The sequence below is a fragment of the Motilibacter deserti genome, from assembly GCF_011250635.1.
Lineage (GTDB): Bacteria > Actinomycetota > Actinomycetes > Motilibacterales > Motilibacteraceae > Motilibacter_A > Motilibacter_A deserti.
Genome location: NZ_JAANNP010000013.1, coordinates 26,780 through 45,623 on the forward strand (window position 1 = coordinate 26,780; position 18,844 = coordinate 45,623).

15 protein-coding genes are annotated in these 18,844 nt (G+C 72.8%); 4 read left to right on the forward strand and 11 right to left on the reverse strand.

From position 1 onward, the window contains the following. Nucleotides 1-75: 75 nt before the first annotated feature. Nucleotides 76-1,653: an alkaline phosphatase D family protein gene (locus G9H71_RS14250; RefSeq protein WP_331273005.1), complete on the forward strand. Its 1,578-nt coding sequence runs from the start codon at nt 76-78 to the stop codon at nt 1,651-1,653. A gap of 119 nt (nt 1,654-1,772) precedes the next feature. On the opposite strand, the gene rimI is transcribed toward G9H71_RS14250, so the two are convergent. Further along, nucleotides 1,773-2,264, reverse strand: coding sequence for a ribosomal protein S18-alanine N-acetyltransferase (rimI, locus tag G9H71_RS14255; protein WP_331273006.1), 492 nt, complete (start codon nt 2,262-2,264; stop codon nt 1,773-1,775). 51 nt (nt 2,265-2,315) lie between these two features. On the opposite strand from rimI, the gene G9H71_RS14260 reads away from it, so the two are divergent. Continuing rightward, complete coding sequence (locus tag G9H71_RS14260; protein WP_166282965.1) at nt 2,316-2,972, forward strand: L,D-transpeptidase; 657 nt, start codon at nt 2,316-2,318, stop codon at nt 2,970-2,972. A 68-nt stretch (nt 2,973-3,040) separates the two neighbouring features. Here the strand turns inward: G9H71_RS14260 and G9H71_RS14265 are convergent, their stop codons facing one another. Both G9H71_RS14265 and G9H71_RS14270 read right to left on the reverse strand, forming a co-directional pair. Next, the gene (locus G9H71_RS14265; protein ID WP_166282967.1) at nt 3,041-3,457 is read right to left on the reverse strand and encodes an organic hydroperoxide resistance protein; all 417 of its coding nucleotides are present in this window, start codon (nt 3,455-3,457) and stop codon (nt 3,041-3,043) included. A 62-nt stretch (nt 3,458-3,519) separates the two neighbouring features. Beyond that, nucleotides 3,520-3,957, reverse strand: a complete 438-nt coding sequence (locus G9H71_RS14270) for a MarR family winged helix-turn-helix transcriptional regulator (RefSeq protein WP_331273007.1) — start codon at nt 3,955-3,957, stop codon at nt 3,520-3,522. Between the two features lie 266 nt (nt 3,958-4,223). Between G9H71_RS14270 and G9H71_RS14275 the strand changes: the two genes are divergently transcribed. Continuing rightward, a complete protein-coding gene (locus G9H71_RS14275) occupies nt 4,224-5,003 on the forward strand; it encodes a class I SAM-dependent methyltransferase (RefSeq protein WP_166283021.1) in 780 nt (259 codons plus the stop codon). A gap of 52 nt (nt 5,004-5,055) precedes the next feature. Here the strand turns inward: G9H71_RS14275 and G9H71_RS14280 are convergent, their stop codons facing one another. The 4 genes from G9H71_RS14280 to alr form a co-directional block, all read right to left on the reverse strand. Then, on the reverse strand, nt 5,056-5,670 hold the full coding sequence (locus G9H71_RS14280) for a fasciclin domain-containing protein (protein WP_166282969.1): 615 nt from the start codon (nt 5,668-5,670) through the stop codon (nt 5,056-5,058). Between the two features lie 88 nt (nt 5,671-5,758). Beyond that, complete coding sequence (locus tag G9H71_RS14285) at nt 5,759-6,370, reverse strand: uracil-DNA glycosylase (protein WP_166282971.1); 612 nt, start codon at nt 6,368-6,370, stop codon at nt 5,759-5,761. Further along, complete coding sequence (locus tag G9H71_RS14290; RefSeq protein WP_331273009.1) at nt 6,367-7,443, reverse strand: alpha/beta fold hydrolase; 1,077 nt, start codon at nt 7,441-7,443, stop codon at nt 6,367-6,369. Before G9H71_RS14290 ends, G9H71_RS14285 begins: the two co-directional genes overlap by 4 nt. Beyond that, entirely contained in the window at nt 7,440-8,582 is a 1,143-nt protein-coding gene (gene alr / locus G9H71_RS14295) for an alanine racemase (RefSeq protein WP_166282973.1), read from the reverse strand. Before alr ends, G9H71_RS14290 begins: the two co-directional genes overlap by 4 nt. 188 nt (nt 8,583-8,770) lie before the next feature. Between alr and ppk2 the strand changes: the two genes are divergently transcribed. Beyond that, the gene (gene ppk2 / locus G9H71_RS14300) at nt 8,771-9,811 is read left to right on the forward strand and encodes a polyphosphate kinase 2 (protein WP_166282975.1); all 1,041 of its coding nucleotides are present in this window, start codon (nt 8,771-8,773) and stop codon (nt 9,809-9,811) included. Nucleotides 9,812-9,908: 97 nt separating this feature from the next. Here ppk2 and G9H71_RS14305 read toward each other — a convergent pair whose 3' ends face one another. The 4 genes from G9H71_RS14305 to glf form a co-directional block, all read right to left on the reverse strand. Further along, on the reverse strand, nt 9,909-11,093 hold the full coding sequence (locus G9H71_RS14305; RefSeq protein WP_166282977.1) for an L-dopachrome tautomerase-related protein: 1,185 nt from the start codon (nt 11,091-11,093) through the stop codon (nt 9,909-9,911). A 101-nt stretch (nt 11,094-11,194) separates the two neighbouring features. Beyond that, nucleotides 11,195-12,742, reverse strand: a complete 1,548-nt coding sequence (locus G9H71_RS14310) for a glycoside hydrolase family 43 protein (protein ID WP_166282979.1) — start codon at nt 12,740-12,742, stop codon at nt 11,195-11,197. A 137-nt stretch (nt 12,743-12,879) separates the two neighbouring features. Next, nucleotides 12,880-17,163 carry a family 16 glycoside hydrolase gene (locus G9H71_RS14315; RefSeq protein ID WP_166282981.1) on the reverse strand — a complete coding sequence of 1,428 codons (4,284 nt, stop codon included), beginning with the start codon at nt 17,161-17,163 and terminating at the stop codon, nt 12,880-12,882. Nucleotides 17,164-17,689: 526 nt separating this feature from the next. Next, nucleotides 17,690-18,841 (reverse strand): UDP-galactopyranose mutase, encoded by a 1,152-nt coding sequence (glf, locus tag G9H71_RS14320; protein WP_231134834.1) that lies wholly within the window; start codon nt 18,839-18,841, stop codon nt 17,690-17,692. Nucleotides 18,842-18,844: the final 3 nt, after the last annotated feature.

Consider the following 18,844-nt stretch of genomic DNA (forward strand, 5'->3'; position numbering starts at 1 on the left):
TTGTTGCCCGAGCTGTCCGGAACATGTCACCTGGAGTACGACGCAGCGTCCCTGTGCGTCGATTGGCTTCCGGGCGTGACGAACCCCTCCCTCTCCCGACGCGCCGTCCTGCTCGGCACCGCCGCGGCCGGCACCGGCGCCGTGGTCGGCGGCCTGCTGCCGGGCACGTCCGCGCTCGCGGTCCCGAAGATCCGCCCGGGCCGCATCGCGTACCCCTTCACCCTCGGCATCGCCTCCGGCGACCCCTCGCCCGACGGCGTCGTCCTCTGGACCCGCCTCGCGGTCGACCCGTTGGCCGAAGACGGCTTCGGTGGCATGACCGCGGAGAAGTACGACGTCGAGTTCCAGGTAGCCGAAGACCTGAATTTTAGTCGTGTCGTCCGTCGCGGCACCAAGCACGCGCGCCGCGACGAGGGCTACGCCATCCACGTCGAGCTCACCGGCTTGCCCTCGGGCAAGGAGCTCTACTACCGCTTCCGCATCGACGAGCACATCTCCCCCGTCGGCCGCACTCTCACGGCCCCTGCCGTGGGCAGCATCGTCAGTGCGCTGACGATGGCGATCGCCTCCTGCTCGAACTTCTCCGCCGGCTACTTCACGGCGTACCGGCACCTGGCCAACGAGATGCCGGACCTCGTGCTGCACCTCGGCGACTACATCTACGAGGGTGCGGGCGGCACGGGAGCACGCCGGCACAGCGGCGGCAAGGAGATCAAGACCCTCGCCGACTACCGCACGCGCTACGCGCAGTACAAGACCGACCCAGACCTGCAGCTCGCGCACGCCGCCGCCCCGTGGGCCGCGGTGCCCGACGACCACGAGGTCGAGAACAACTACGCCGGCGACATCAGCGAGAACGCCGCCGACACCGTGGAGTACTTCCGGCAGCGCCGCGCCTGGGCCTACCAGGCGTACTACGAGAACATGCCGTTCCGCCGCGCCTCGACGCCCCGCAACCTCGAGATGCAGCTGTTCCGCCGGCTCAGCTGGGGCAACCTGGCCAGCCTCCACATGATGGACACGCGGCAGTTCCGCAGCGACCAGGCGTGCAACGACGGCTGGCGCGCGGGGTGCGGCCCGGCCGAGGACGAGGCACGCTCCATCACCGGCGACAAGCAGGAGCGCTGGCTCCTCGACGGGCTGCGCCGGTCCGAGGCCACCTGGGACATCCTCGGCCAGCAGGTGTTCTTCTCCCAGCGCGACCGCGTCGTCGGCGCCGTCGACGAGTACGGCATGGACTCCTGGGACGGGTACGTCGCCTCCCGCAAGCGGATCCTCTCCGGCTTCGGCGGCAGCGGGGCCACGAACCCCGTCGTCCTCACCGGCGACGTCCACGTGCACTACGCCAGCGACATCAAGGCCGACTTCCGCAACCCGGCCTCGAAGACGCTCGGCGTCGAGCTTGTCACGACGTCGATCACGTCCGGCGGCAACGGCTCGGAGACGACGGCGACGGGCACCGCACAGCTCGCCGAGAACCCGCACATCAAGCTCTACAACAGCCGGCGCGGCTACATCCTGGCGAAGGCCGAGCGCGACCAGCTGCGCGCCGACTTCAAGGTCGTGCCGTACGTGACGACGCAGGGCGCGCCGCTCGAGACGCGCGCGTCGTTCGCGGTCGAGGCGGGCAACCCGGGGCTGCACCGCCTCTGACCCACCACCCCCTCCCGCTGATCATGCGCATGTGGCGAGTTGTCCACAGCAGGCCTGCTGTGGACAACTCGCCATAAGTGCTTGATCAGCGGGGGAAGGTGAATAGGGTGAAGCGAAGTTCAGGCACTCGACATCAGCTTCCGCAGCACCGCCGCGTCCACGCGGCCGCCGTCGTAGTAGCCGCGGCGGACCGAGATGCGCTCGAAGCCGCGGGACGCGTAGAGCCGCAGCGCCGGGTCGTTGTCGGTGCGCACCTCGAGGAAGACCGCCGGGGCGCCGCGGCGCGCGGCCTCCGCGAGCAGGGCGTCGAGCAGCGTGCGGCCGACGCCCCGGCCCTGTGCGTCGGGCGCCACGGCCAGCGTCTGCACGTCGGCGTCGCCCGCGGGCGCGGACAGGCCCGCGTAGCCGACGAGCGCGCCACCGCGTACGGCCACGACGTAGTGCCGGGTCTCCGGCCAGCCGGCGAGCTCGGACCAGAACAGCTCGGCCGACCACGGGTCGTCGGGGAAGAGCACGCGCTCCAGGGCGAGCGCGGGCTCGACGTCCCACCAGCGCATGCGGCGCAGGACGACGGGCCCGTCCGCGGGGGCCTGCGCAGCTCGGTCCGACACGGTCGCAGGCTACGTCGACAGCACCGGGCCCATTGCTGCGACCATGGGGGCATGTCGCGTCGCCTGTCCCCCGCGCTCGCCGCCCTCGTGCTCGGCCTCACCGCCGGCCTGACCGGGGCCGGGGCCGCGTCGGCCGCACCCGCCCCGGTCGCCCCGGAGCTGCTGGCGAGCGACGTACGCACCGGCGGCCCGGCCGTCGCGCCGTCCGGCGTACGCCCCCAGGGCCCTGCGACCGGGGACCGAGCGGCGAAGCCCCGCGCCGCCGCCACCAAGGACCGGGCGCCGCGGCCGGCCCGCACCGGCCTGCCGGCGGGGTCCGGGACCGGCAAGCGGATCGTCTACTCGATCGCGCGCCAGCAGGTCTGGCTGGTCGGCGCCGACGGCAGGGTGGCCCGGACGTACCTCGTCTCCGGGCGCCCCTCGCAGCCGGACCCGGGGACGTTCCGCGTCTACTCCAAGTCGATGCACACGAGCAGCTCGGTCTCGGACGCGACGATGAACTACATGGTCCGCTTCACCTACGGCGAGCGGACGGGCGCGCCGATCGGCTTCCACGACATCCCCAAGAAGCGGAGCGGCGGCTACGAGCAGCGCCTCGCGGACCTCGGCAAGCCGCTCAGCGCGGGCTGCGTGCGCCAGGCCCCGGTCGACGCGGCCGCGCTCTGGAAGTTCGCGCCCGTCGGCACCAAGGTCGTCGTCACGCGCTGAGCGGCCCGACCAGCACGGCGCGCCCCACCCGCACCGCACGGGAGGGGGCGCGAGGCGCGGGGCAGGCGTCAGGCGAGCCCGAGGGAGACCTCGACGTTGCCGCGGGTCGCGTTGGAGTAGGGGCACACCTGGTGCGCCTTCTCCAGCAGCTCCCGGGCCGTGGCCTCGTCCACGCTCGGCAGCTCGGCCTCGATGGCGACCTGCAGCCCGAAGCCACCCTGGCCGTTGTCGCCGATGCCGACGTCGACGGTGATGGCGGTGTCGGTGAGCGAGATGCCCTCCTTGCGCGCCACGAGCTTCAGCGCGCCGTGGAAGCAGGCGGCGTAGCCGGCGGCGAAGAGCTGCTCGGGGTTGGTGGCGCCGCCGGGGCCGCCCATCTCCTTCGGCACCGCGAGCTCGACGTCGAGGACGCCGTCGCTCGAGCGCGAGTGGCCGTTGCGCCCGTCGCCGGTCGCGGTCGCCGAGGCGGTGTAGACAGCCTGCATCGGTCTCTCCGTTCGTGTCGGTCCCGCCGGATGCGGGAGTGGCCGGGAGGATCTCCCCCGGCCTAGAGCGCGGCGACGGCCGCCGCTGCGCGCACCCGGGACAGCAGCGACTGCAGCTGCCCCAGGTCCGTGCCGTCGAGGTCGAGCGCGCAGCCCAGCCGCTCGGGCAGGTCCCGCAGCGTGTCGTGCAGCGCGAGCCCGGCCGGGGTGGGCGTGACGAGCACGACGCGCTCGTCGCGCGGGCTCCGCCCGCGGCGCACGTAGCCCTGCGCCTCCAGCCGCTTGAGCAGCGGCGAGAGCGTGCCGCTGTCCAGCGCCAGCGCCTCCCCGAGCTCGCCGACCGAGGCCTCGCCCCGACGCCACAGCACGAGCATCACGACGTACTGCGGATAGGTCAGCCCGAGCGGCTCGAGCACCGGCCGGTAGAGCGACGTCATGGCCCGCGAGGCGGCGTAGAGCGAGAAGCAGACCGCCTGCTCGAGCCCCGTCTCCTTGCTCACGAGACAAGAGTAGGGCGCAATTCAGTTGTGCGCAATCCTTCGCTCCAGGGCCCCGACGCGCCCCGCCCAATCCCCCACGCGGACTGGTACAGAACGCGTACTAGTCGGGCCTGCGCGCGCTTCCTACCGTCGGGGGCGTGACAACCGACCAGAAGGAGAACACCGTGACCCAGACCCAGGCGCAGACGCAGGCCCAGCCTCCGGCGCAGGGCTCGTCGCCGGAGTCGATCGAGCAGGACCGCGCCCTCAAGGCCAAGCACCGCGCCATGTGGGCGCTCGGGAACTACCCGGCCGTCGTGGACGAGGTCATCGCGCCGCTCGGCCCGATCCTCGTGGAGGCGAGCGGCGTACGCGCCGGCGAGCGCGTGCTGGACGTCGCCGCCGGCTCCGGCAACGTCGCGCTGCCCGCCGCGGCGGCCGGCGCCGACGTGCTCGCCACCGACCTCACGCCCGAGCTGCTCGAGGTGGGCCGCAAACAGGCGGACAGAGCGGGGGTGAGGCTCGAGTGGCAGGAGGCGGACGCGGAGGCGCTGCCGCTCGCGGACGCCAGCTTCGACGCGGTGCTCTCGTGCGTCGGCGTGATGTTCGCGCCGCACCACCAGCGCACCGCGGACGAGCTGGTCCGGGTCTGCCGGCCCGGCGGCCGCATCGGCCTCATCAACTGGACGCCGGAAGGCTTCATCGGGCAGCTGTTCGCCACGATGAAGCCGTACGCCCCGCCGCCCCCGCCCGGCGCCTCTCCCCCGCCGCTGTGGGGCTCCGAGGACCACGTCCGCACGCTGCTCGGCGACGCGGTCGTCGACGTGCAGGCGCGTCGGCAGGCGCTGCCGGTCTGCCGCTTCTCCAGCGGTGAGGAGCTGCGCGACTTCTTCAAGGCGGTCTACGGGCCGACCATCGCGGTCTTCCGCTCGCTCGAGGGCGACGCGGAGCGCACTGCCGCGCTGGACGCCGCCATCGCCGACCTCGCTCGCCGCTTCACGGTGGGGGCCGGGGGGTCCTTCGAGATGGAGTGGGAGTACCTCCTGCTCACCGCCCTCCGGCGGTAGCCGGCGGAGGGACGGGCGCCCCGGTCGCGGGGCGCCCGTCCCCACACGGGGGTCAGGACGGCAGCAGCACCCGGTCGAGGCCGTGCGCGACCTGGCGGTTGCCGACGTTGACGTCGGCGACCTTGACCTTCGCGTCCTTGGTCGCGGAGGACCCGTCGACGAGCCGGATCGACTGCCCGACGTCGACGGTGAAGGAGGGCCCGGCGACCGTGGCGAGGTTGACGCCGTCGGCCTGGCCCGCCGTCGTCGCGTCGACCGTCGCCGGCACGACGTGGTAGAGCAGCACGGACTCGACGGCGTCGATGCCGAGCGAGGCGACCACCGCGAGGTTGGCCTGCTCGGCCTTGACGCTCGAGCCGGTCACGGAGATGACGAGCTTGCGGAAGGCCCGGTCGTCGGGCAGGAACGCGGTCAACGGGACGGTCCCGTCGGCCAGGAGCGCCAGCGGGGACGACGGCTTCGCGGCGAGGACCGCGAGGACCGCACCGCTGACGATGTCGTAGTCGTCGTCGTTGCGGTCGTAGGTCGGGCCGCCGCTGCCGAGGAGCACGGAGGCCAGGGGGACGGTGCCCAGGTCCGCGGCGGAGGCCGAGGGGGCGGTGGCGACGGCTGCGCTGCCGAGGAGAGCCGCAGCAGCAGACGTGGCGAGAAGTCGACGCATGTGCATGGAAACGCCCTTTCGTGGACGGATCGGTGCGGCACTGCTCACGTTAGAGCCGGGCGCACCGCGTCGCCACCGGAAAGCGTGACGCCGCCTAGCGCGCCGCCCGCAGCTCGGCGGCGAGCGCCGCGGCCCGCGCGAGGTCCTCGCGCAGCGCCGCCATCGGCTGCCCCTTCGGGCCGAACCGGATCGCGGCCGACGGGTGGTAGGTGCACAGCACGCGACGTCCTGCGTAGTGCACATCAGCAAACCGCAGTTCACCGATTCGTACGCCAGGCTTCAGCACCCATTCGGCAGCCGTTCCGCCGAGCGTCACGATGAGGACGGGGTCGGCGAGCTCGATCTGCCGGGCGAGCCACGGGCGGCAGCGGGCTACCTCACCGCGGGTCGGCTTCCGGTTCTTCGGCGGCCGGCACTTCAGCACGTTGGCCACCGCCACCCGGTCGCGCGGCAGCCCCGCCTCCTCCAGCAGCCCGTCGAGCAGCTGGCCCGCCTTGCCGACGAACGGGACCCCGGACTCGTCCTCCTGCGCGCCGGGCGCCTCCCCGACGAGCAGCACGTCGGCGGAGTCGGGGCGTACGCCGGGGACGACGTTCGTGCGCGTCTCGACCAGCTCCGCGCACGCGACGCACCCCCGGACGGTGACCGCGAGCGACCTCCAGTCCGGCTGGGCGGGGGCGCAGCCGGCCGGGTCGAGGACGGTCATCGCCCCGCCCCCGCGGCCGCCGGCTCGGCGCGCGCGAGCAGCCGCGCCAGGGCCGCGTCCACCGCGTCCGGGCGCTCGAGGACGACCATGTGCCCGGCCTCGGGGACGACCACCAGCTCGGCGTGCGGCAGCCGCGCGGCGATCGCACGACTGTGGTCGGCGGGGGTCAACAGGTCCCGCTCCCCCACCAGCACGAGCGCGGGCAGCGGGGCGAGCGCGTCCAGCGCGCGCAGCTTGTCGTGCGCGGCGAAGGCGGGGAAGACCTCGGCGAGGGTCTGCACCGGCGTCGCGGCGACCATCTCGGTCACGAACGCGACGAGCTCGGGTGGCACGTCGCCGCCGAACGCGTAGCGCCGGGCCAGCGCGTACGCGACGTCGCCGGTCACCCGCCGGCCGCGCTCGACCAGCTGCGCCTGCCGCGTCGCCACCCGCAGGAGCGGCGGCGCGGTGCGGTGCACGAGGCGACCGGCGGCGGCCGGCAGCCCCAGGGTGACCTCGGCGAGCTGCCCCGGCGAGGTGGAGATGAGGGCGACGCCCACGACCCGCGGCCCGAAGAGCTCGGGGTGCTGGTCCGCGAGGGCCATGACCGTCATGCCGCCCATCGAGTGCCCGACGAGCACGACCGGCCCGTCCGGCGCGCACTCGGCCAGCACCCGGGCGAGGTCCGCGCCGAGCTGGTCGATGACCGACCGGTCGAGCCGGGAGCGCGGGTCGGTGCCGCCCGATCGGCCGTGCCCGCGCTGGTCGAAGAGCACGAGCCGGGCGTACGGCGCGAGCGCGCGGCGCTGGTAGCGGAAGGCCCGCAGGTCGTTGCCGAAGCCGTGCACCAGCACGACGGTCAGCGGAGCGCACCCCGGCCCGGGCTCGTCCACCTCGACGTGCAGGCGTACGCCGTCGTCCGTCATGACGTCGCGGCCCGGGGCGTCGGCAGGCCAGGGGAACGGCTCCCCGGCACGGCGGCGGCGGAGCACCCGGCGCTCGGCGAGCACGCCCACCGCAGCGCCCGCGGCGGCCAGCCCGAGCCCGGCGCCCACGACGCCCGCCCGCGGCAGCGCGGCGAGGCCGACCCTCACCCGTCCACCCAGACGCGGTGCACGCGCGGTCCGAGCCGGGCGACGATCTCGTAGGAGATGGTGCCCGCCGCCTGCGCCCACTCCTCGGCGGTCGGGGCTCCGTCGTCGCCCGCCCCGAACAGCACGACCTCGTCGCCCGCCGCCGCCGCGTCGTCGCCGAGGTCGAGCACGAACTGATCCATGCAGACCCGCCCCGCGACCTTACGCCGCCGCCCCGCCGCCAGCACCGGGCCGCTCCCGGACGCGTGCCGCGGGACGCCGTCGGCGTAGCCGAGCGGCACGAGCCCGACCGTCGTGTCGCGGGGCGTGACATAGGCGTGCCCGTAGGACACGCCACTGCCCTCGGGGACCCGCTTCACGAGTGCCAGCTTGGCCGTCAGCGTCATCGCCGGGCGCAGGCCGTACGCCTCCGGCCCGCCGAGCTGCGGCACCGGGGAGAGCCCGTAGACCGCCAGCCCCGGCCGGACCAGGTCGAACCTCGCGTCGGGGCGGGTCAGGGTCGCCGCGCTGTTGGCGGCGTGCCGCACCTCGAGCCGCGCGCCGGCGCGCTCGGCGCGCTCCACGGCGTACGCGAAGGCGTCGAGCTGCTTGTCCACCGTCGGGTGGTCGGGGACGTCCGCCCACGCCAGGTGCGTCCAGACCCCCACGACGCGCACCGTGCCGTCGGCCTCGGCGCGCAGCGCGGTCGCGACGAGCTGGTCCCAGTCCGCGGCGGTCGCGCCACCGCGCGAGAGCCCGGTGTCGGCCTTGAGGTGCAGCCGGGCCGGCCGGCCCACGGCCCGCGCCGCGGCGACGGCCTCGTCGACGCCCCACACCGCAGACACCGAGAGGTCCACGTCCGCGGCGACCGCGTCGGCGAGCCGCGGCTCCCCCGGCGCGAGCAGCCAGGCCAGCAGCCGGCCGTCGACCCCGGCGGCGCGCAGCGCCAGGGCCTCCTCGAGCAGGGCGACGCCGAGCCAGCTGGCCCCCGCAGCGCGCGCGGCCCGGGCGGACGGGAGCAGCCCGTGGCCGTACGCGTCCGCCTTGACGACCGCGAGGACCTCGGCCTGCCCCGCGTGCGCGCGCAGCGACTCGACGTTCGACCGGATGGCGCCGAGGTCGATGCGCGCCGTACGCGAGGGCCCTAGCTCGTCTCCCACGACCGACCATCCTGCCAGCCGGCCGGAGCCGCACCGGGCAGGCAGCCCGCCGCCGGGGCCGCCGGTCGAGCGTCCCGAGCCGGGACCGCGGAAGCATCCGAGAGTTCACCGTCCCATCGCGCGCGACCGGCCCGATGCGGGGTAGGGACCCCGGGGAAGCGAACACGACGAGGAAGGGGCACCTGGCCATGGGCGAGGCCGAGACGGACGAGCTGGACCTGCCCGAGGGCACGGCGGCGGGCGCGGAGACCCCGGCGTCGCCGGTGAGCCACCTCCCGCCGGCGGTCGAGGTGGTCCCGCCGGACATCCGGAAGACCGTCGAGCCGACTCCCTTGGCGGAGGAGCTCTCGCACCTGCGCGTCGACGTCGACGAGGAGGGCGAGCCGATCCTGCTGCGCGCCGACGGCAGCGTCATCGACACGTGGCGCGAGGGCTACCCGTACTCCGAGCGCATGACCCGGCACGAGTACGACCGCACCAAGCGCGTCTTGCAGATCGAGCTGCTGAAGCTGCAGAACTGGATCAAGTCCTCGGGCGAGCGGCTGGTCATCCTCTTCGAAGGGCGCGACGCGGCCGGCAAGGGCGGCACGATCAAGCGGTTCACCGAGCACCTCAACCCGCGCGGCGCCCAGGTCGTCGCGCTCGAGAAGCCGTCCGAGCGCGAGCGCACGCAGTGGTACTTCCAGCGCTACGTCGCGCATCTGCCCGCGGCCGGCGAGATCGTGCTCTTCGATCGGTCCTGGTACAACCGCGCCGGCGTCGAGCGGGTCATGGGGTTCACGACCCCGTCGGAGTACCTCGAGTTCATGCGACAGGCGCCCGACCTCGAGCGCATGCTCGTCCGTTCCGGCATCCACCTGGTCAAGCTGTGGTTCTCGGTGTCGCAGGCCGAGCAGCGCACCCGCTTCCTCATCCGGCAGATCGACCCGGTACGCCAGTGGAAGCTCTCCCCGATGGACCTGGAGTCGCTCGACCGCTGGGACGACTACACCGAGGCGAAGGAGGCGATGTTCTTCTACACCGACACCGCCGACGCGCCGTGGACCGTGGTGAAGAGCAACGACAAGAAGCGCGCGCGGCTCGAGGCCATGCGCCACGTGCTCAACCGGTTCGACTACACCGGCAAGGACGCCGAGGTCGTCGGTCCGCCGGACCCGCTCATCGTCGGCCCGGCGGCCACCGTCTTCGAGCAGGGCGAGAACGGGGACGTGCTCTTCCCGAAGCTCTGACGCCCCCCTCGGCATGAATGCGTCGTTCAAGCGAACCTATCGCTTGAACGACGCATTCATCCGAGAAGGGACGCGCACCGACCGACGGTGCGGGAGGTCAGGGGCGCAGGCGCACCGGGGCGGCGTCGACCTTGGTGCGGAAGAGGACGTACGGCTTGCGGCGCAGGTCCTTGCCGCCGTGGTAGTCCGGGCCGCGGTGCAGCTGGTTCGCCGTGACGTACAGATATCCGTCCGCAGCGAGGGACATCGTGTCCGGCCAGAGCAGCCGCGGGTCGTGGACGACCGTGCGGAACGTCCCGCTGGCCGAGCGGCGGACGATCGCGTTGTGCTCGTACTGCGTGAGGTAGACCCCGCCGGCGGCGTCGGACTCGAGGCCGTCGGAGCCGCCGCCCTTCTCCCCGTGGTCTACGACGGTCGCCGCGACATCGGCGTCGGAGACCGCTGGGTCGGCGAGCGCGTCGACGGAGACCGAGTAGAGCCGGCGGCTCGCGAGCGGGCAGTAGAACAGCCGCTCCCCGTCGGCGCTGATCGCGATGCCGTCGCTGCCGAGCGAGAGGTTCTTCGGCTGCTCGCCCTTGCGCCAGCTGTAGACGGGCCGCCCCTCGACCAGAGGCAGGAATCCAGGTTCCGCCTTCGTCGACGGGTGGTCGTGCAGCCGCCGCCACGAGCGCCCGGTGCCGAGCTCGACGACGACGATGCCGTTGGGGCCCGTGCTCGAGGAGTCGGTGAGGAAGGCGAGCCCGCCGTTGCCGCGGCGCAGGTCGAAGCGGACGTCGTTGAGATAGGACGTGGGCAGCGCGACGTCCTGCGGGACGAGGATCTTCGCGAACACGCGGTTCGTCGTCAGGTCCACCCCGACGAGCTTGGGCCCACCGTAGGTCGTCGGCGCGAACTTCGGGCTGCCGGTGTCCACGATCCACAACCGGTCTAGTGGGTCGACGACGACGCTCTGCACCGACACCAGGCGGTCCTGCTGCGGCCGCGCGTCATAGCGGTTGATCGTGGCGTTCGGGTACGCGACGGCCCGCCCGCCGCGCAGCTCGGCCACCGTCGCGGGCACGGTGTCGCCCCAGCGCGGGAAGTTGACGAAGACCCGGCCGAGGGCGGACACGGTCACGCCGGTCGGCATCGGGCCGGAGAACGTGGCGACCGTCTCCAGCCGCCCGGCGGGCTGGTCGGCGGGCAGGGTGGGGGCCGGAGCCGCGTCGGCGCGGCCGCCGACGGCGAGCGTCGCGCCTCCGGCTGCGGCGGCGGCGAGGAATCCTCGGCGGGTCTGCGTCATCTGGGCTCCTGGGGTCAGGGGGCGACGCCGATCCGCGTTCCCCGGCCCACCGGCCCCAACCCTCGGGCCTCGATCCCCGCGTGCCCCGGGCTCTCAGGCCCTCACGCCGCGCGCGCCGCCAGCACGACGTCGGCCACCCGCGCCGGCCCGACAGCCGTGACGCGCAGCTGCGCGGCGCCCGCCGGCGAGGACAGCGTCACCAGCTCGTACGCGTCCGGCGCGGCGTCCACCTCGAGCACCTCGTCGCCGAGCTCGACCCGCACGCGGCCCGAGACCGCGAGCGAGCAGGAGACGGGAAGGCCGCCGCCCCAGGCCCGGACGACCTCCTCACCGGCGGCCAGCACGTGCTCGGCGTCGACGTCGAGCCGGGACGTGAGGGCCGAGTGGAGCACCGTGCCGCAGTGCAGCTGCGGGCGGGCCGGCCCCTGCCGGCGGGCCACGACGGCGCCGTTGCGCCGCACGGTCAGGGCCTCCCCGTCGTACGCGGCCTCGACCAGGCACGGCACGGGCCCGTCGAGCGCCACGCCGACGCCGTCGACCAGGGTCACCGCGCCCTCCATCCACGCGCGCAGGTGGAAGGGGGCGACGTCGGCGTCGTACACGGGCTTCGGCGGCAGCGCCTGCGGCAGGCCCGACGGGCTGGTCGGCCGGGTGCTGCCCAGGCCGAGCTGCGGCCCGTCGCCGGCCCAGAAGAGCGGGTCGGCGTGGACCTTGCGCCCGTAGCCGTCACCGACGTAGCCGTGGTAGACCGCGTACGGCGTGACGCCGTCCGGCGCGACGGTGACGCAGTGGTGGCCGGGCCCGGAGACGTGCGCGCCGCTCGTGAAGATCGGGTGGCGCGACGCCTTCGTCCACGGGCCGGTCACCGAGTCGGCGACGGTGACGCCGAGGCTGTAGCCGTCGCCGCCGAAGAAGCCGCCCGAGTACATCTGGTAGTAGCGGCCGTGGCGCTTCATCGTGAACGGCGCCTCGTTCCAGTACTGCCCGCCCTCGGGGTGCGCCTCCCACGGCTCGCTCGGGTACGCGACGGGCACGGGCTCGCCGGCCAGCCGGCCGTCGGCCAGCACCCGGTCCACCACGTTGCCGCAGCCGAGCGTGCCGTCCGCGTGCCGGGTCTCCTCGTTGCGCACGTTGTAGAACAGCCACTCGCTGCCGTCGTCGTCGAGGAAGGGGTGCGCGTCGATCGACCACTCGTCGACCAGCGGCGTGTCGTCCCAGACGAACGGCCCCAGCGGCGAGCGGGAGCGCGCCACGCCCTGGCGGCGCTGCTCGTCGTCGCCGCCGTCGGCGCCGGCCGCCTTGCCCGAGGTCCGGGCCGGCCCGCCGCGCCGGGTCGCGGCGACGTACATGACGAACTCGCCGTCGCGGTAGACGACCTCCGGCGCCCAGAGCTCGACCTCGGCCCAGTGCCCGGCGGGCGCGCCGGTCAGGGCCGTGCCGGCCGGCTCCCACGTCACCAGGTCGCTCGAGCGCCAGACCGCGATGCTGGTCGGCCCCGAGTAGTAGAGGAAGTACTCGCCGAGGAACTCCAGGACGAAAGGGTCGCCATGGTCGACCTCGGGGCCCGCGTCGAGCACGGGGTTGAGGTACGTCCCGGGCGCGGCGGCGCGGGTCGTGCTGGCGCTGGCGACGGCGGTGCTGGCGGTCACCTCCCCCGACTCGGCAGCGGGCCGGGCGGGCTTGAGCGAAGCACGCCGAAGAAAGGGGCAGGCCCCGCCCGGACGGTGTCCGGACGGGGCCTGCGGTGCTCTTCCCGGGCGGGAGGGGGTCCCTGGGAGAGGAGCGGCTAGCGGGCGGCGGCGGCCTCGGCGGCCTCCGCCTGCTGCGCCTCGGCGATCAGCGCCGCGGCGTCGCGCTTGAGCAGCTGACGGACCATCAGGTCGCGGTCATCGCCCTTGACCTGGCTGTTGGCCCGGTCGACGAACTGCTCGAGGTAGGAGATCGTCCGCGTCTCACTGCCCGAGTCGGCGGCCTGCTCGGCCTTGTCGAGCCGGTCGCGCAGGGACGCCACCGTCTTGGCGCTGATCGTGCCGTCCGCGTTGAACTGCGCGATGAGCGCCTTGATGTCGGCGAACGAGGTCCCGACGGTGAACGTCACTGTGCGGGTCGTCGTGTTGCCGGCGTTGTCCTTCGCGGTGACCACGAGGGTGTGCTCACCGAGCGCGAGCTCGTAGAGCGTCACCGTCGAGCCGCTGGCGATCGCCTTGCCGTCCAGCGTCGCGGTCACCGAGCCGGAGAGCCCGGAGGTCGCGTCCGTCGCGGTCCACGACGGGGTCAGCGTGCCGGAGTCGCCGTGCGTGGAGCCGTCGGCCAGGCCCGTCACCGTGACGGTCGGGGCCGCGGCGTCGACCTTGAAGGAGACCGACTTGACCGTGGACACGTTGCCCGTGGCGTCCGTCGCCCGGTAGTCCACCGTGTGCTCGCCGGCGGCGGCGACCACGACCGGCGTGGCGTACGTCGTCCACGCACCGCCGTCGAGGCGGTACTCGACCTTGACGGCGCCCGCGGCGTCGTCGGTGGCCGTGACGTTGACCGTGACCGGCGAGACGTACCAGCCGTTCTGGCCGTTGGCCGCGGCCGGGCTGACGGTCGCCGACGTCGTCGGGGCCGTCGTGTCGCCGAGGGCCTTGATCCGCACGTTGCGGTAGAAGACCTCGTCACCCGTGCCGTGGTTCTGCAGGCCGATCATCGTCGCGCCCTTGAGCCGGGCCGGGTCGGTGTTGACGTAGTCGTTGATCTTCACGCCGTTCAGCCAGACCTGGATGCGCTGGCCCTCGACGATGAGCTCGTAGGAGTTCCACTGCCCCGGGGCCTTGAGGACGGCGTCACGCGCCGCGGCGTCCGCGGCCTGGAAGCCGTAGATCGAGCCCGTCGTGTGGCTGGGGTCGTCCGTGGCGTCGATCTGGATCTCGAAGCCCTGGTTGACCGCCACCCACGGGTCGTTGCCCGGGTTCGGGAAGCCGACGAAGACGCCGCCGTTGTCGTCCCCGGCCATCTTCCAGTCGAGCTTCAGGCTGTAGGAGTTGAACGTCTGCGGGTAGTAGAGCAGGCCGAGGCCGCCCACCGAGAGGATCGAGCAGTCGTCCTGGCGGCCGAAGGAGCCGGGGCCGGCCATCGTCCACTTCTGGAAGCTCTCCAGCGTGCCGTCGAAGAGGCTGGTGTAGCCCGCCTCCGTCGCCGGGGTGCAGATGTCGACACCGGCGCCGACCTTCAGGGCGTCGAAGTTGACGTTGCCGTCGACGCCGGTCTCGTACTTGAAGGTGATGGTGTTGTTGCCGGCCTGCAGGTTGAAGTCCCGGCTGACCGTCCGCCAGTTCTTCCAGCTACCGGTGTCCGGCAGCGCCCACGGGTCGACCTTGGTGCCGTTGACGTAGACCGCGACCCGCTTGGTGCCCGTGAACGGGTTCGGGCCGTTGGCGTAGCGCAGGTGGACCGGCTGCACGCCGGCCGTTGCCGCGTTGACGTTGAAGGTCAGCGTCGCGCCGTTGTTGAAGAAGCCGCCGACGAAGCCCGAGCCGGAGTAGCCGCTGTGCTCGGTCTCGATGCTGGCGCCGGAGCTGAGCTGGCCGTCCTCGGCCTCGTACCAGCCCTTGTCGGCGGGGGCGACGTAGCCCGGCACCTCGTTGGCGGTGTACCAGACCTCGGTGCTCCAGAGCGCCTCGCCGTCAGCAGCGGCGAAGGGGCGCGGCGAGCGGATGTGCACGACCCGGTCGGGCTTGACGCCCGGGACCGTCAGGCTGACCGTCTTGCCGTCGGCGCTCACGGTCGCTGCCGTGGCGGCGAGGTTCTCCTGGTTGAGCTTCGGCCCGCCGTACTGGCTGGTCGGGTTGTAGCGCCACTGGTCGATCTGGTACTTCGCGGCGAGGCCCTGGCGGGTCTGCTCCGACAGCGGCTTCGTGTAGGTGATGTCGAAGCCCTTGTCGGTGATCTCGGTCTTCAGGATGTCCATCGTGACGGTGTCGTTCGCCGTCAGCTTCTGGAAGCCGTAGCGCAGCTTGCCGGGCTGGTTCCAGTTGCCGTCGTAGCCGATGCCGCCGATGTAGAGGTCGCCGTCGGGGCCGAGGGCGAGCTCGTTGACGCCGGCCTCGAGGCCCTGGGTCATGCGGTAGAGCGCGCCCTGCAGCTGGCCGTTGACCTTCTGCAGCTGGACGCGCTGCAGGCCGCCGTAGGTCACGTCGCCGATGGCGAGCTGACCGGCGAACTGGCCCTCCTGCATGACCACGGGGGTCGAGGGCGAGTTGGCGATCTCGTTCTGCGGCATCCAGACGATCGGCTTCGTGACCGGCTGGTTGTCGAACCGGCCGGGCTGTGGCTTGCCGCTCTCGTCGTTGTGCGTGGTGAAGTGGTTGTAGAACGCGCCCTGCTTGATCTGGACCAGCTTGCTGGCCGGGACCCAGCCGCCCTGGTTGTCGGTCACGAGGATCTCGCCCTCGGGGCCGAAGCCGATGCCGTTCGGGGTGCGCAGGCCGCCGGCGACGAACTCGATCGTGCCGGTGTCCTTGCTGACCTTGAGGAACGTGCCGCGGTCGGGGCCGGGCTGCGGGACGGTCGAGGAGCCGCTGCGCTCGAGCGCGACGGACAGCGCGACGTAGAAGTAGCCGTCCTTGTAGGGCAGGCCGAAGGCGAACTCGTGGAAGTTCTGGCCGTTGGGCCACGTCGCGATGCGCTGGCGGCCCTCGAAGTAGCCGTCGCCGTCGGCGTCGACGAGCTTCTCGAGCCCGACCTTGGAGGTGATGTAGGTGTCGCCGTCGACGACCGCGACGCCCTGCGGCTCCTGCAGGCCGGCTGCGACCTCCTTGTAGGCCAGCTTGGCCGGGTCGACGACGTTCTGCACGTTGCTGACGCGGTAGAGCTTGCCGTTCGTGGAGACCTGCGCGGCGCCCCACGTGAGGACGGCGGCGTCGCCGTTCGGGTACCACGAGATGCCCGAGACGTCGGGCTGGAAGCCGGCCGGGCGCAGGTTGCTCAGCGTGAAGCTGGGGTGGACCTTCGTCAGCGGGAGGCCGTCGCCGGCGCCGTCGCTGAGCCCCTCGCACTCCTTGGTGCCGGGAGCGACGACGCGCGCGCCGCCGGCCTCGACCGAGAGGACGGAGTTCGGGACGACCTCGAAGGTGGTCGAGCCGGGCTTGCGCCAGGACAGGGTGAGCTTCTCGCCGCCGCCGGCCTGGAAGTAGCGGATCTCCAGCTGGTGCCGGCCCGCGGTCAGCGTGTAGTCGCCGTCCTTGGTGGTGGAGTCCTGCAGGCCGTCGTTGTCGATGACCTGCTGGCCGTCGATAAAGACCTTGGCCCCGTCGTCGTTGAGGACGCGGAAGGTGTAGTTGCCGGCCTGGGCGACGTCGAGGTCGGCGACGACCTGGGCCTGGAAGTTGGCGGTGTAGCCCGCCCAGTCCGCGGTGGTCGACCAGTTGACGTTGGGGCGGAGCACGTCGACGTTGGGGGTCTGGCCCGGCTTGAGCGTGCAGAGCTTCTGCAGCGGGAGGCCCAGGTCGAAGATGCGGAGGGTGACGCCCTGCTCCCGGACGGCGCCGTCCGGGGCCTTGGCGATGGTGATGCTGTCGATGTTGACGTTGCCGCTGTTGCCGGTGGCCACACGCAGGTCGAGCGTGCTGGCGCCGGCGGGCAGGGCGACGGGGACCGTCACCGTGGCCCAGGTGTCCCAGCTGCCCGACGGGGGCAGCGACACCGGGACGTCGGTGGACCCGACGCGCAGCGTCATGGTCCGGGTCGTGTTCTGCCCGTCGCCACCCTGCGCGTTCGCGTAGCGGATCGTCACGTTGTGGGTGCCGGCGGTCGCCGCGGTGTAGCCGAAGGCGATGCTGGCCCCCGCGCCCACGCCGTCCACGAAGCCGCTGCCGGTGTAGCCGCGGTGGTCCGTGTTGGTCTTCGCGCCACCCGTCAGCGTGGCCTGCTCGGCCTCGCAGACCGCGCCCGAGACGCAGGTGACGGCGGCGACGGCCGTGGGCAGGGCCACGATCGAGCTGGAGACGGCGGCGACGGCCGCCACGAGCAGGCCGGTGGCGGCCCTTCGGCGGCCTCGGGAGGCGTGCCGGTCGACAGTTCTGGGAATCACGTACTCGTCCTCCGAGATGAGGTCTTGACGCTGAGCCACGCCGCTGCGGGCGGCGTGGGCGAACGCACCCCGGCCGCCGGAGCGGTCGGGGGTGGAAGATGCGGCGTGCGGATGGGAAGGACCTGCGCCGTCGGCGCGCCTGCACAGGACGCGACAGAGCAGCACAAGCCGGCACAAGGCCGGGAGGCGAGCCCGCTAAGCGCTGTCCGGATTGGCAACGATGTCGGAGTTGCCGGGACGGGAGCTCGGGCGGCTGGGGGCCGCCCAGGGCTGGGGTGGTAGCACGGGGCTCCTCTGCGCTGAGGCGGGCCGACGATGGTGCGGTGCGGGATGTCGCGTACGACGGCTCGTACATCCACCCCGTGGGGGCAACGTAGCCACTTTCGTCGTCGGCGTCGAGTGATCGTGATCCAGCCGTTACTACTTCCGCCCCGGACGAGCGATTTGGCGACGTTCCCGCACGGCAACGCACAGAAGCGCCCTACCGGGATCTCCCGGTAGGGCGCTTCCCGCGCTCCATGGTCCGCTACGCGAGCCGAGCGCGCAGCTCGTTGTCCACCATCGACAATGCCGACGCGATGGCCATGTGCATGTCTAGATATTTGTAGGTCCCGAGCCGGCCGCCGAACCAGACGTCCCGCTCGGCCTGCGCCAGCTCCCGGTAGCGCTGCAGCCGCTCCCGGTCGCTCGCCGCGTTCACCGGGTAGTACGGCTCGTCCCCGGGCCCCGCCCAGCGGGAGTACTCGCGGACGACGACGGTCTTGTCCGCGGGGTAGTCCCGTTCCGGGTGGAAGTGTCGGAACTCGTGGATGCGCGTCCACGGGACGTCCTCGTCGGCGTAGTTCATCACCGGCGTGCCCTGGAAGTCGCCGGTCGGCAGCACCTCCTGCTCGAAGTCCAGCGTCCGCCACGCCAGCGGGCCCTCGGCGTAGTCGAAGTAGCGGTCCACCGGCCCGGTGTAGACGACGGGCACCCCGGCGGGCAGCTCTCCGCGCACGTCGAAGAAGTCCACCTCCAGTTGCACATCGATGAGCGGGGACTCGGCCATGCGCGTCAGCCAGGCGTCGTAGCCGTCGACCGGCAGGCCTTCGAAGGTGTCGGTGAAGTAGCGGTTGTCGAACGTGTAGCGCACCGGCAGCCGCGTGATGATGTCCGGGCTGAGCTCGCGCGGGTCCGTCTGCCACTGCTTGGCGGTGTAGCCGCGCACGAACGCCTCGTAGAGCGGGCGCCCGATGAGCGAGACCGCCTTCTCCTCGAGGTTCACCGCCTCCTCGCCGACCTCGGCCGCCTGGTCGCGGATCAACGCCCGGGCCTCGTCCGGGGACAGGTGCTGGCCGAAGTACTCGCAGATCGTGCCGAGGTTGATCGGCATGGGGTAGACCCGGCCCTTGAAGACCGAGAAGACCCGGTGCTGGTAGCCGGTGAACGAGGTGAAGCGGTTGACGTAGTCCCAGACGCGCTGGTTCGAGGTGTGGAAGAGGTGGGCGCCGTAGCGGTGCACCTCGATCCCCGTCGTCGGCTCGCGCTCGGACCAGGCGTTGCCACCGAGGTGGCTGCGCCGGTCGAGCACCAGCACCCGCTTGCCGAGCTCGCGGGCGACCACCTCCGCGACCGTGAGGCCGAAGAACCCGGCCCCGACGACGACCAGGTCGGGCGTCCCGGCGCTCGTCCCGCTCATGCC

Bases quoted from the DNA above. Each gene is read 5' to 3' on its own strand.
- G9H71_RS14260 (WP_166282965.1), top strand. From the start codon at position 2,316: ATGTCGCGTCGCCTGTCCCCCGCGCTCGCCGCCCTCGTGCTCGGCCTC.
- G9H71_RS14265 (WP_166282967.1), bottom strand. From the start codon at position 3,457: ATGCAGGCTGTCTACACCGCCTCGGCGACCGCGACCGGCGACGGGCGC.
- G9H71_RS14275 (WP_166283021.1), top strand. From the start codon at position 4,224: ATGTGGGCGCTCGGGAACTACCCGGCCGTCGTGGACGAGGTCATCGCG.
- G9H71_RS14280 (WP_166282969.1), bottom strand. From the start codon at position 5,670: ATGCACATGCGTCGACTTCTCGCCACGTCTGCTGCTGCGGCTCTCCTC.
- G9H71_RS14285 (WP_166282971.1), bottom strand. From the start codon at position 6,370: ATGACCGTCCTCGACCCGGCCGGCTGCGCCCCCGCCCAGCCGGACTGG.
- ppk2 (WP_166282975.1), top strand. From the start codon at position 8,771: ATGGGCGAGGCCGAGACGGACGAGCTGGACCTGCCCGAGGGCACGGCG.
- G9H71_RS14305 (WP_166282977.1), bottom strand. From the start codon at position 11,093: ATGACGCAGACCCGCCGAGGATTCCTCGCCGCCGCCGCAGCCGGAGGC.
- glf (WP_231134834.1), bottom strand. From the start codon at position 18,841: ATGAGCGGGACGAGCGCCGGGACGCCCGACCTGGTCGTCGTCGGGGCC.